The sequence below is a fragment of the Paenarthrobacter sp. DKR-5 genome, from assembly GCF_018531425.1.
Classification (GTDB): domain Bacteria; phylum Actinomycetota; class Actinomycetes; order Actinomycetales; family Micrococcaceae; genus DKR-5.
Genome location: NZ_JAHBOI010000004.1, coordinates 222,142 through 234,465 on the forward strand (window position 1 = coordinate 222,142; position 12,324 = coordinate 234,465).

Annotated in this window: 12 protein-coding genes; 5 read left to right on the plus strand and 7 right to left on the minus strand. The window is 71.6% G+C overall.

Features of this window, described 5'->3' with window-relative positions; genetic code table 11:
* Position 1: 1 nt before the first annotated feature.
* The 4 genes from KIH31_RS10260 (at position 2) to KIH31_RS10275 (ending at position 4,268) form a co-directional block, all read left to right on the plus strand.
* A complete protein-coding gene (locus KIH31_RS10260; RefSeq protein WP_214427021.1) occupies positions 2-1,012 on the plus strand; it encodes an ABC transporter permease in 1,011 nt (336 codons plus the stop codon).
* The gene (locus KIH31_RS10265; RefSeq protein ID WP_214427022.1) at positions 1,009-2,715 is read left to right on the plus strand and encodes an ABC transporter ATP-binding protein; all 1,707 of its coding nucleotides are present in this window, start codon (positions 1,009-1,011) and stop codon (positions 2,713-2,715) included. Before KIH31_RS10260 ends, KIH31_RS10265 begins: the two co-directional genes overlap by 4 nt.
* Positions 2,716-2,833: 118 nt before the next feature.
* On the plus strand, positions 2,834-3,220 hold the full coding sequence (locus tag KIH31_RS10270; RefSeq protein WP_214427023.1) for a chorismate mutase: 387 nt from the start codon (positions 2,834-2,836) through the stop codon (positions 3,218-3,220).
* Between the two features lies 1 nt (position 3,221).
* Positions 3,222-4,268: a hypothetical protein gene (locus KIH31_RS10275; RefSeq protein ID WP_214427024.1), complete on the plus strand. Its 1,047-nt coding sequence runs from the start codon at positions 3,222-3,224 to the stop codon at positions 4,266-4,268.
* A 25-nt stretch (positions 4,269-4,293) separates the two neighbouring features.
* On the opposite strand, the gene KIH31_RS10280 is transcribed toward KIH31_RS10275, so the two are convergent.
* From KIH31_RS10280 to KIH31_RS10310, 7 genes are read right to left on the minus strand one after another with little or no spacing between them, the layout of a single operon-like run.
* Positions 4,294-4,998, minus strand: coding sequence for a DUF4166 domain-containing protein (locus KIH31_RS10280; protein ID WP_250545801.1), 705 nt, complete (start codon positions 4,996-4,998; stop codon positions 4,294-4,296).
* 4 nt (positions 4,999-5,002) lie between these two features.
* Positions 5,003-5,884: a cytochrome c oxidase assembly protein gene (locus KIH31_RS10285; RefSeq protein WP_214427026.1), complete on the minus strand. Its 882-nt coding sequence runs from the start codon at positions 5,882-5,884 to the stop codon at positions 5,003-5,005.
* Between the two features lie 31 nt (positions 5,885-5,915).
* Positions 5,916-7,208 carry a DUF58 domain-containing protein gene (locus KIH31_RS10290; RefSeq protein WP_214427027.1) on the minus strand — a complete coding sequence of 431 codons (1,293 nt, stop codon included), beginning with the start codon at positions 7,206-7,208 and terminating at the stop codon, positions 5,916-5,918.
* Between the two features lie 18 nt (positions 7,209-7,226).
* On the minus strand, positions 7,227-8,258 hold the full coding sequence (locus tag KIH31_RS10295) for a MoxR family ATPase (protein ID WP_214427028.1): 1,032 nt from the start codon (positions 8,256-8,258) through the stop codon (positions 7,227-7,229).
* Complete coding sequence (locus KIH31_RS10300) at positions 8,255-9,478, minus strand: DUF4350 domain-containing protein (protein WP_214427029.1); 1,224 nt, start codon at positions 9,476-9,478, stop codon at positions 8,255-8,257. Before KIH31_RS10300 ends, KIH31_RS10295 begins: the two co-directional genes overlap by 4 nt.
* Complete coding sequence (locus KIH31_RS10305) at positions 9,475-10,146, minus strand: DUF4129 domain-containing protein (protein ID WP_214427030.1); 672 nt, start codon at positions 10,144-10,146, stop codon at positions 9,475-9,477. The genes KIH31_RS10300 and KIH31_RS10305 overlap by 4 nt, the downstream gene beginning before the upstream one ends.
* A gap of 14 nt (positions 10,147-10,160) precedes the next feature.
* Positions 10,161-11,486 (minus strand): glycerophosphoryl diester phosphodiesterase membrane domain-containing protein, encoded by a 1,326-nt coding sequence (locus KIH31_RS10310; RefSeq protein WP_214427031.1) that lies wholly within the window; start codon positions 11,484-11,486, stop codon positions 10,161-10,163.
* Between the two features lie 157 nt (positions 11,487-11,643).
* On the opposite strand from KIH31_RS10310, the gene mtrA reads away from it, so the two are divergent.
* Positions 11,644-12,318 (plus strand): MtrAB system response regulator MtrA, encoded by a 675-nt coding sequence (gene mtrA, locus KIH31_RS10315; protein WP_214427032.1) that lies wholly within the window; start codon positions 11,644-11,646, stop codon positions 12,316-12,318.
* Positions 12,319-12,324: the final 6 nt, after the last annotated feature.

Below are 12,324 nucleotides of genomic sequence, written 5' to 3' on the forward strand. Positions count from 1 at the left end.
CATGGCGAAGCAAAGCCTGATTGGCCGGCTGCCGGTCATTTCCCACCTGAACAAGAGCGTCGGGCTGCAGCGGGGGATGCTGATCACCGGGCTCGTGCTCTCGGGCCTGTTCATCCTCACGGCCATCTTCGGGCCGCTGATCGCGCCGTACAGCTTCAACCAGATCGGCGACGCGAACGGCAACTTCCCGGCGCAGGCCGCGCCCGGGGGCACCCACCTGTGGGGCACCACCGTCGGCGGCTACGACGTGTTCTCCCGGGTCGTCTGGGGGGCGCAGACCGCGCTGGAAGTCATCGTCGTCGCGGTGATCATGTCCATCTTCATCGGCGTCGCGCTGGGCCTGCTCTCGGGCTACCTCGGCGGCTGGCTGGACCGGATCCTCGTCGTGGTGGCGGACGCCATCTACGCCTTCCCGACCCTGCTGCTGGCGATCGTCATGTCGATCGTGATCAGCCGGGGCCAGTCCAGCCTGTGGGGCGGCATCTTCTCCGCCGCGATCTCGATCACCGTGGTGTTCATCCCGCAGTACTTCCGGGTGATCCGCGCCGAAACGATCCGGCTGAAGGCCGAGCCGTTCGTCGAATCGGCCAAGGTGGTCGGCGCGTCCAACCTGCGCATCATGAGCCGGCACATCTACAAGAACGCCACCCGCACCCTGCCGTTGATCTTCACGCTCAACGCCTCCGAGGCCATCCAGACGCTGGCCGCGCTGGGCTTCCTGGGCTTCGGCATCGAGCCAACGTCCGCCGCGGAGTGGGGGTTCGACCTGAACAAGGCGCTCGCCGACGCGACCGCGGGGATCTGGTGGACGGGCATTTTCCCGGGTGCAGCCATCGCGCTCACCGTGCTGGGACTGACCCTGGTGGGCGAGAGCATGAACGACCTGAACGATCCGCGCCTGCGCGGGCGCCGCCGAGCGGGCAGCGCCCAGAAGCCCGGCGCACAGAAGGGCGGCCCGGCCGTCCAGGCGCCGCAGCCGGCCGCGGACGCGGAAGCGAGGAACCAAGCATGAGCGAGAACACGACGACGGCGGCGCCCGCCGCCCGGGCGGGCGGCCCGGTGCTGGACATCGAGCACCTGAAGGTCACCTTCGCGACCGACGCCGGCGATGTGCGTGCGGTCAAGGACGTGAGCCTGCAGGTCGAACCCGGCGAGGTGCTCGCCATCGTGGGCGAGTCAGGCTCCGGCAAGACCGTCACGGCGAAAACCATTTTGGGTCTGCTGCCGGAGACGGCCATCAGCTCCGGCACCGTCCTGATCCGCGGCAACAACGTCATTTCAGTTTCGGCGGAGAAACTGCGCCGGATCCGCGGCGAAGACGTGGCCATGGTGTTCCAGGAGCCCTCCACGGCCCTGAACCCCGTCTACACCGTGGGCTGGCAGATCGCCGAGGGCCTGCGCGCCCATGCCCGTGACGGGAAGAAGCCGGGCAAAAAGCAGGCCCGCGACCTGGCCGTCGAGGCGCTGCGCAAGGTGGGCATCCCCGAACCGGAGCGCCGGGTGGACTACTACCCGCACCAGTTCTCCGGCGGCCAGAAGCAGCGGGTGGTCATTGCCGCAGCGCTGGCTTTGAACCCCGGGCTAATCGTCGCCGACGAGCCCACGACGGCGCTGGACGTGACAGTGCAGGCCGAAATCCTCGAACTGCTGCGCGACCTGCGCGACAGGTACGGCACCTCGATCGTGCTGATCACCCACAACATGGGCGTCGTCGCCGACCTCGCCGACCGCGTCGTGGTCATGTACCAGGGCGATGTCGTGGAGGAAGCGCCTGCCGCCCGGCTGTTCGCCGCGCCGCAGCAGGACTACACGAAGAAGCTGCTCGCGGCCGTACCGCACCTGGGCCGCAACTCGGCATCGGCCGGGGTGACCGAACGTGCCGGCCGGAATGCCGAGGTGCTCGTCGAGGCCCGGAACCTTCTCATCGAATATCCCGGACGCCTGGGCTCGCCCGGTTTCCGGGCGGTCGACGGCGTCTCGTTCAGCATCTCCGCCGGCGAGGTCTACGGGCTGGTGGGTGAATCCGGTTCGGGCAAGACCACCATCGGCCGTGCCATCGCCGGCCTGACCCGGATCAGCGGCGGCAGCCTGAAGGTGCTCGGCTACGAGATGCTCGGCTTCAAGGAACGCACCTTCAAGCCGCTGCGCAAGGACATCGGATTCGTCTTCCAGGATCCGGCGGCCTCGTTCAACCCGCACCTGAGCATCGGTGACTGCGTGGCCGAACCGATCCTGATCCACGAGGACCGTTCCCCGGCCTCGGTGCGCCAGCGGGTGGCGGAGCTGCTCGACGCCGTCCAGCTGCCGGCCGAATACGCCGAACGGTTCCCGCACGAGCTCTCCGGCGGCCAGCGCCAGCGCGCCTCGCTGGCGCGTTCCCTCGCGCTGAACCCGAAGCTGCTGATCGCGGACGAGCCCACCTCGGCGCTGGACGTGTCCGTGCAGGCCAAGGTGCTCGAGCTGTTCCGCGACATCCAGGCCGAGTTCGGCTTCGCGGCGCTGTTCGTCAGCCACGACCTGGCAGTGGTGGACATGCTCTCGGACTGGGTGGGCGTGCTCTACAAGGGCAAGCTCGTGGAGCAAGGCATCGGCAGCCAGGTGATGGGCAACCCGCAGGACGCCTACACCAAGCGGCTGATCGCGTCGCTTCCGGTCCCTGACCCGCAGGAACAGGCGGCCCGCCGCGAGGCGCACCGCGCCCTCGTCGGCGGCTGACGCCTCCGGCCACGACGGCGGCCGTCCGGAACACCGGGCGGCCGCCGTCGTCGTTCCGGCACGTAACGCAGGCCCCGGCGAGCGGGACGGTCCCGGGGGAGACCCTAGACTGAAAGGCATGACCGAGCAGACGCCGCAGGCACTTTCCGACGACTCCTTCTTCGATCCGGCCGCCAGTTCCCTCACCGGCAAGGTGGACGAGGCGGTGATGGCCGAGCTGCTCGCGCTGCGCGGCAGCATAGACAACTTCGATGCCGCGCTCATCCACATCCTTGCCGAGCGGTTCAAGGCGACCCAGCGGGTCGGGATCCTCAAGGCCAAGCACCAGCTGCCGCCGTCGGACCCGGACCGTGAGGTCGCCCAGATCGCCCGCCTGCGCGCCCTCGCCGCCGACGCGCACCTGGACCCGACCTTCGCCGAGAAGTTCCTGAACTTCATCATCAGCGAGGTCATCCGGCACCACCAGGACATCTCCGAAACGCACGCCAACGGCGCCGGGAAGTAGCGTGCCGGCAAGCGAGGCGGCCACCCCGGACCGGCCCGCCCAGGTCACCGCCACGGCGGCCGGCCCGTGGCCCGGGACCGACGTCCCGGAGGCGACTCGGGCCATCCGCGGCGAGCTGGGCAGCCCGCATCTGCCGTTCCTGCCCGAGCTGCCGGCGCGCGGACCGGGAGCCGACGCCGTCGGGCGGACCGCTTCGGTGCTGGTGGACCTGCCGGTGGACCTGCAGCCGCACGGCTGGCGGCTGGTGCCGCACCCGGGAAGGGACAGCCGGCGCGGAGCGTCACTGCTCGCCTCGGATATCAACGTGCTGGCCGACACCGCCGGGACCGAGGAACAGCCGGCCCGCGAGCTCAAGCTCCAGCTCCGCGGCCCGCTCTCGCTGGCCGCCAACCTGTACCTGCACTCCGGCGAGCGGGTGCTGCTCGACGCCGGGGCGCGCCGTGAACTGGCCGACTCCCTCGCAGCGGGTCTGGCGGACCACCTGAGGGTGGCCGCGGCGGCCGTCCCCGGCGCCCGCCTGGTGCTGCAGCTGGACGAGCCGGAGCTCGAGTCGGTGCTGGCCGGAACCGTCCCGACGGCCAGCGGCTACCGCACCCTGCGCGCGGTGGCGCGGGCCGAGGTGGCCGCGGCCTGGGAACGGGTGCTGGAGGCGGCGCGGACCGCCGGCGCCGCCGAGGTGGCGCTGATCGTGCCCGCCGCCGGACGCAGCCTGGAGCTGGCCTTCGCCTCCAGTGCTGACGCGGCCGGGTGCGCCGTGGAGGGCCTGCCCGCTGCGCAGTGGGAGACCGTGGCCGGCGCTGTCGAGTCGGGCAAGCTCTTCTGGGCCGGTGTTGTGGCCGCCGGCGCGGCCGCCCCGCCGCAGGTCAGTGCCCTGGTCGCCGCGGTGGAAGGGCCGTGGCGCAGGCTGGGCCTACCGGTGACGGCGCTGCCGTCGGTGCGGCTCACCACCGCGGGTGGATTGGAGCACTTCGCGCCGTCGGCCGCCCGGCAGGTCCTGACCCGGCTCACGGCAACGGCGGACGCGCTGGACCAGATCCGTCACGGATGACCCGTTGCGGCGCCGGCAGCGGGGCTCAGCCCTGGGCGTGCCACGCCCGCGGCTGCACCGCGGGCGGCAGGGACCCCGGCGCGCCTCGGCCTTCGGGGCTGCCGGCGGCATACTCCTGAAGCCGGTAGTCGAACGCTCCGGCATACACCAGCACCGTGCCGAGCAGGGGCTGGATCACCTTGACCTGGATGCGGAACCTGCCCGCGGCCGCGTCCCAGCGCTGTTCCGCGTAGGCCTTGGCATCCAGGGCCGCGGGCAACGGAACCCGTAGCGGGCCCAGCAGCGCCCGCGACTTCTGTGAGACCCCGCGCAGGTAGCCTTCGGCGGTGACGCTCAGCTCAAGGTCCGTTACCAGCCGGCGGTACGCGCCCACATAGTCGAGCAGCCCCAGCCGCGTATCCAGGCTCGTGGTGTCGCTGAAGATCCGGGTGACGCGCGGGAAGCGGATTTCGCGGCGGGCGGTCAGCGAGGGCCGGCCGAAGGGATCCAGATGGGAGTGGTTTTCGATCCGGAAGCCGATGTTCGTGCCGTACTCAGGGAAGAAGGCTTCCTCGCGTCCGGCCGGCCGCAGCAGCGGCCGCAGCCACGCCTGCGGGCACCCGGCGACGTCGAACGTGCCGGTGCCGACACCGTAGCTGCCGCTGCCGGGCAACAGCGAGAAGTATTCCTGGAGCTCGGGCTGCAACCGCCCGAAGGCCGGGCCGAGCACCTTCCGGTACAGGGATTCCATTCGTTCAGCCCCGGCGCCGCAGGTGCTCATCGGCGAGGGCGTCCATCTCTTCGTCGCTCAGTTCGTCGAAGCTGCGCGCCTCGCGTTTGTCGCTGCGGGAGAACCGCATGAACATCAGGATGATCAGCGGCAGGTCCACAGCCTCGCAGATGAACCACAGCAGGTCCCCGGCCAGTTGCTGGTCCCGCAGCGGCGAGGGGAACCAGGCCAGGCCGTTGGCGACGGGGCCCGCCCCGTCGAGCACATGCCCATTGAGCCTGAGCAGGATGCCGGGGACGGCGTCGGCCAGCAGCTCAATGAAGACGTACACGAACTCGAGGGTGATCAGGGCGCTCGAGCGGGCGAAGTCGCCTTCCTCGATGATCGGCAGCGCAAAGAGCAGCCCGAGCAGCGGCACGGCGACGGTCAGCACCGCTTCCGCGAGCGGATTGGTGCGCAGCGTGTAGAAGGCAGGGGTGAGGAAGGTCGAGAACAAGGCCAGCCCGAGCAGCGGAGCCACGAACGAGTTGCTGGCCAGGCGCACCGGCCGGCTGGACAGTACGGCATCCAGCCGTGCTGTCCCGCGCTCGGGGAGCGCCGCCCGTGCCAGCGAGATGGGCCGCCCGAGGCCGACGAGCAAGGGGACGACGAAGAGCAGGAGCGAGATCTTCAACGCGAAGGCCCACCGCAGCTGGGCCGAAAACGCCCCGGGGAAGCCGAACGCCAGCCACGCCAGGGATCCCAGGCCCAGCACGTAGAAGGCGGCTGAACGCCACAGCGGCCAGTGCCGGCCCCGGCGCCGCGCCGCCCGCAGACCGGCACCGTACAGCACGGCGCTGGCCAGGATCAGGCACAGGGCCGTGCCATCGAAGGTCCAGCTGGAGAAGACAACAGAGATCGGCGGCACGGGCCCAGTCTAGGTGACCAAGCTGTGTTCCTCAGAGCCGGCCGGCAGCCTTGAGCCGGATGTACAGGTCCGCCAGATCCGAGGGCAGCTGGTGCGGTTCGGCGTCCGCGATTTCCGCCCCGGCCCCCCGGAGCGCGTCCGCCAGCGCGCTGCGCTCCAGCACCGACCGCTCCGCGGCCGCCGCGCGGTAGACGTCGCTGGCGGAGGTGCGCCCGGTGAGCAGCCGCCCGAGCAGCGGGTCCCGCACGGAGGCGACGGCGACCACGTGCCGTCCCGCAAGGCGGGCAGCCGCGGGAACCAGCCCTTCCTCCGCTCCGCCGGCGTCGAGCGATGTCAGCAGTACCACCAGGCTCCGATGGCCCGCGACAGCCTCGACCTCGGCGGGCAGCCGGTCCCAGTCCAGCTCGATAAGCCGTGGTTCCAGCGGAACGGCAGCATTCACCAGCCGGCTGAGTGTGCTGCCCTTGGATGCGGACTCGACGCGGGCCCGGACAGCACGGTCGAACGCCAGGAACGCCACCCGGTCCCCGCCGCGTTCCGCCAGGGCGGCCAGCAGCAGCGCAGCTTCGATGCCTGTGTCCAGCCGCGGCTCGTCCTCGACGCGGGCGGCGGAGGTGCGGGAGGTGTCCAGCACGATCACCACCTTCCGGTCCCGCTCGGGCCGCCAGGTGCGCACCACGACCGACTGGCGGCGCGCGGTCGCCCGCCAGTCGATGGACCGCACGTCGTCGCCACGCACATAGTCGCGCAGCGAGTCGAACTCGGTGCCGGCTCCCCGGATCTGCACTGCGGCACGGCCATCCAGTTCGCGCAGGCGGCGCAGCTTCGAGGGCAGCAGGCGCCGGGACCTGAACGGCGGCAGCACACGCAGCCGGCCGGGGCAGGGGATGGTCCGCTGCCGTGCCGCGAGGCCCAGCGGACCCTCTGAGCGCACGGTCACGTGCCGGGCATGCAGGTCCCCGCGGCGCAGCGGGACCAGGTGGACCGCCAGCCGGCGCCGTTCGCCGGCCGGCACCGTGAGCGGCTGCAATGCGTCGACGGCACCGGCGGAGGGCTGCCAACCGTCCCGGACGACACCGTGCAGGCTGCGCCCGGCGTCGTTCAGCAGAACCAGGCCGGCGGTGCAGGCTTCGCCGAGCCGAACCGAGCCCGGCAGGTCCCGCGTCAGGGTGAGACGGCGGGGACTGGCGGCGAGGGCGAGATCGACCAGGACGAGGACCAGCAGGACCAGCAGCGACCACAGGATGGTTCCGGGCACGGGAAAGAGCCCGACGGGCACGGTGAAGGCCAGGGCGAGGATCAGGAAACGTCCGGTCAGTGCCATTGCCGCAGGCGGTGCCGTTTACCGGGGAACCGGAACGGAGGCGAGGATCGAGCCGAGGATGCCGTCCGCGCTGACGCCGTCCATCTCGGCCTCAGGCCGCAGCCCGACGCGGTGCCGGAGCGTCGGAAGCGCCAGCGCCTTGACGTCGTCGGGCGTGACGAAACCGCGGCCGCAGAGCCACGCCCACGCCCGCGCCGTGCCCAGCAGGGCAGTCGCCCCGCGCGGCGAGACCCCGAGCTGGAAGGAGGGCGCGCTGCGGGTGGCCCGCGCGATGTCGACGATGTAGCCGAGCACCTCGGGCGCGACCGTGACCCGGGCCACCGCGTTCCGCGCCCGGTCAAGCTCCGCGGCGCCGGCCACGGCGCGGACGCCGGCGGCAGCGAGATCGCGCGGGTCGAACCCGGCGCTGTGGCGGCGGACCACTTCGATTTCGTCCCCGCGGTCCGGCAGCGGCAGGGTGAGTTTGAGCAGGAACCTGTCCAGCTGCGCCTCGGGGAGCGGGTAGGTGCCCTCGTACTCCACCGGGTTCTGGGTCGCCGCGACGATGAAGGGGTCCGGCAGCGGCCGGGACACGCCGTCGACCGAAACCTGCCGCTCCTCCATGGCCTCCAGCAGCGAGGCCTGGGTCTTCGGCGGCGTCCTGTTGATTTCGTCAGCCAGCAGCAGATTGGTGAAGACCGGCCCGGCGCGGAAGCTGAAGTCGGAAGTGCGGGCGTCGTAGACGAGCGAACCGGTCACGTCCCCGGGCATCAGATCCGGCGTGAACTGGACTCGTTTGGTCTCCAGGTCCAAGGCTGCGGAGAGCGCCCTCACCAGCAGCGTCTTGGCGACGCCGGGCACCCCTTCGAGCAGCACGTGGCCGCGGACCAGCAGGGCGATCAGCAGACCGGTCACTGTTGGTTCCTGCCCCACCACGGCCTTGGCGACCTCGGCGCGCACCCGCAGCAGTGCCTGGCGGGCGGACTCGTCCGCGGCAGGTGCTGCGGGGGAGGGCTCCGGTGCGTCGTCCGGGGCCACCGCGGGGTCGAAGTCGGTGTGCTGTTCGTTCATTGCCGGGTGGCCTCTTTCTCCAGGGTGTCCAGTTCCTGCGCCCAGTGGAGCAGGCTCGAATCTGTTGCGGGGCGTTCGGTGAGCAGGATCCGGGCAACCTCGGAGCCGGGGCGCCCGGTCCGTTCCGCGGTGGCTGCGGCCACGGCTTCGGCCGGCGCGGACCGGTCGAGCCGGAAATGCCGCGAGAGGCGGGTCAGGGCGCCGGCCCGCAGGCTCGCGGCCGCGCGGTCGACGGCGCGTGCGCCCTGGTAGAGGCGCGCCCTTCCCTCGACTGTTTCAGCGGCGCGGACCACCACCGGCAGCGGTTCCGGAACGAGCGGGCCGGTCCGGCGGCCGCGCCAGAGCATGGCGGCGACGCCGGCGAGCAGCAGCCACACCGACACCGGAGTGACCCACTGCGGCATCAGTTCCGGGAGCGAGGCGCTGCCGGCCGCAGGCTGCGCATCCCTCAGCCCGGGCTGGTACCAGACCAGCGTTGGCCGCGACCCGAGCGTGCGCAGCACCAGCGCTGCGTTGCCGAGCTGGTCCAGCCGGGCGTTCTGAAGCACCTGCACGTTGCCGAGCGCCACGATGCTCCCGTCGGCGCTGGCGGCGTAGCTGCCGGGGGCGCCGTCGCTGCCGGAGGGCGACGCAAAGCACACCACCGGCCCGCGGTAAAGAAAGCCGTGCCCGGCGGAGACGCTGCCAGCCGCCTGCGGATCCGGTGCAGTGCAGCCCGCTTGCGCCTCGGTCTGCCCGTCCGGGGCGACGCCGGCCGCGCTGATTCCCGCCCCGGCGCCGGAAAGGGCCTGCACCCCGGGTGCCAGCAGGACCAGCCGGGCTCCGGTGCCCGCCAGCTCGCGGACCTGCGCCGCATGCAGGTAGCCGAGGTCATCCGCGACCAGCACGGTCACGGCTGCGGCGCCCTTGGTGTGCACCAGTTCCCGGGTGCGGTCGAGGTTGTCGGAGGTCTGCACGTCGACGCCGCGGCTGCGCAGAATCCCGGCCGCTGCCATGGCGCCGTCCGGCCCGGGGTTGCCCGGGGATAGCACACGGGCGTCCATCTTTGCCGTGCCGGCGGCATAGGACAGCAGCAGGGCCGCGGCCAGCAGGAAACCCGCAATGAGCCAGAACCGGTGCCGGCGCAGCTTCCCGCGCACGCCGCCGGCCGGGGCCGTCGGCGTCGTGTCCTGCGCCGTGTCCTGCGCCGTGTCCTGCGCCGTGCCTGCCGCGGCCGTCACCGCGGCACCATCCACCCCGTCGCGGCGGCATACGCAGGGCGCGCGGCTTCCAGCTGAGCGTCCAGCACGCGCAGTGCCTCGTAGTCGCGCTGGGAGGCGGTGGCCCGCCCGTAGCGCACGGCGTTGAACGCTTCCGCCGCCCGGTTGAGTGCAGTGCGGTGGCCCTCGAAGGCGGCGCCGAGGGCGGCGGCCGTTTCGTCGGCGGTCCGGCCCGGCCGGGGCTGGAGGATGTCGCGGGCCTCCGCCGCCCGGCTGAGGGCCCTGAACAGTTCCAGCACGCCGCTGGAGAAGTCAGCCGCGGCTGCGGCACGGGCCGCGCGGGCACGGTGCTCCCGGGCGGTGCCTGCGGTGTCCTCATCGAAGACGGCGGCGGGCGCGCTGCGGCGCGGGTTCAGCCGGGGACGCACCAGCCAGACGGCGACGGCGGCGACGACCAGGACCAGCATGAGCGCCAGGACCGCACCCAGGTTGGGGTCGATGGCCCGGACGGAGCCGAGCGCATCCTGCAACCAGTGCTGCAGCTGGTCCAGCAGCTGCCCAACCCAGCCCGGTTTGGCCTTCCGGTAGGCGTCCTTCGCCAGTTCCTCCGCAGCCCAGCGCCGGGCTTCTCCCGCGTCGGGCAGCACGGGGATGTCGCACGGCACGGCACCGGCAGCCCGGATCAGCATCGCGGTGCGCCCTGTCAGCCCAGCGGGCCGGGGTGGGGCAGCGGGTACGCCCGGGGCCGGCCGGGAAGGCCGCCATCGTCCGCTCCTGCCTCCGCTTCCCGCATCAGGACAAGGTCGAGTCCCTCGCGCCGCATTCTCAGGTCCACGTAGATCAAAGCCATCACGCCCGACTGGAAGGCGGTGCCCACGGCCGCCACCACGCTGGTGAGCACGGCGCTGATCGCGGTCGAGACCAGGGTTGCCGACAGGGCGGCGGCGGGGGAGGCCGCGGGCGCCACCAGGTGCACCACAGCCCCTACAGCGAAGGAGACAGGAATGCTCACCACTTGCGTGATGACCGCGACCATGAGCGCGGCGAGCGCGGAGATGCCGAAGGTGCGCCACCAGTTGCGTTTGGTCAGCGTCCAGGAGCGGCGGATCGCCTCGAGGACGCCGGCGTCCTCGAGCACCAGGGCGGCAGGGGCGAGAGTGAGCTTCACGGCGACCCAAACCAGGGCGGCCATGGCGCCCACCAGCAGCACGATGACCGGCCCGACGGCGTCCCGGCGCAGCGCGGCGATGAGCCCGACGACGGCGATGACCATGACCATGTAGGCGGCGATGGTCGCGGCGAGATACAGCAGGGCCAGCAGGATCAGCGGAACGACCCGCCGCCGGACCAGGCGCCACATCTGGCCGAAACCGGTGCGCCGGTCGAGCACCGCCCGGGAAACCGGGATCACCAGCGCTCCCTGCAGAACCAGCACGCTGAGCGCTCCGAGCAGCGAGGAGACAAACAGGGCGCCGACCAGCCCGAGCGCGAGCATCACGGCCTGGCTCTGACCGGCGCCGCCGCGCAGGAGCGACGCGGGGTCCAGGCCGGAGCCGACAAAGGAAGCGATCAGCAGGGCCGGAACCGCGACGAGCGCCACCTGGAGGATCAGTGCCGAACCGAACATGGCCTTGGCATTGCGGCGGATCGCCTGGAAGGCTCCGTCAAGGACCTCGCCCAGTCCGAGCGGGCGGAGCGGAATGACTCCCGGCTTGGGCGGCGGCACGTAGCCCGGCCCCGGTCCCCAGCCCTGCGCGGGGCGGCCCCATTGAGGCGGCTGCTGCTGCGGCGGCCCCCACTGCGGAGGCGCATACTGGCCCCACTGCGGCGGCGTGGGCTGGCCGCCGTACTGCGGAGGCGTGTACTGACCGCCGTGCTGACCCGACTGGACGTACTGACCCGGCTGGCCGCCGGGCTGGCCGGGCTGGCCGCCGTACTGACCGGGCTGGCCGGGCTGGCCGTACTGGCCGGGCGGCGGCCATCCGGGCGCGCTGCCGTCACTGCCGGCCCGCTCGGAACCTTCGGACATTCCAACCTCCCCCAGGTCGTGGCCCTGGTCTCCGGCCGTGCTGTACCGGTTCCAGTCCGTGATTGCCCTTAGCCTATAGTTTGATCGGTCCTCCACCTAGCGTCTGCGGGCGGCCGTCCGGCGCGACAACACCATGGCAATAAGGGAACATGTAACTATGAAGGCACGCATTCTTGTAGTGGACGACGATGAGGCCTTGGCGGAGATGATCGGCATCGTCCTGCGCAACGACGGTTTCGAGCCTGTCTTCTGCGCCGACGGTGCCCAGGCGCTTGACGTGTTCCGGCAGTCCAAGCCGGATCTGGTGCTCCTTGACCTCATGCTTCCCGGGATGGACGGCATCGAGGTATGCCGCGCGATCCGCGCCGATTCCGATGTCCCGATCGTCATGCTCACCGCCAAGTCGGACACCTCGGACGTTGTCCGCGGCCTCGAATCCGGTGCCGATGACTACGTGCCCAAGCCGTTCAAGCCGGCGGAACTGGTGGCGCGGGTGCGGGCCCGCCTCCGCCCGGGGGACCAGAAGGCGCCGGAGACGCTGCGGATCGCGGACGTCACGATCGACGTCGCCGGCCACGCGGTCAAGCGGGGTCCGGACCGCATCTCGCTCACGCCTCTCGAGTTCGACCTGCTCGTGGCCCTGGCCCGGAAGCCGTGGCAGGTTTTCACCCGGGAGCTGCTGCTGGAGCAGGTCTGGGGCTACCGGCACGCAGCGGACACGCGCCTGGTCAATGTGCACGTGCAGCGCCTCCGGTCGAAGATTGAGAAGGACCCGGATGCCCCCGAGGTCGTCCTGACGGTGCGCGGCGTCGGCTACAAGGCGGGTTCGTAAGGAGAG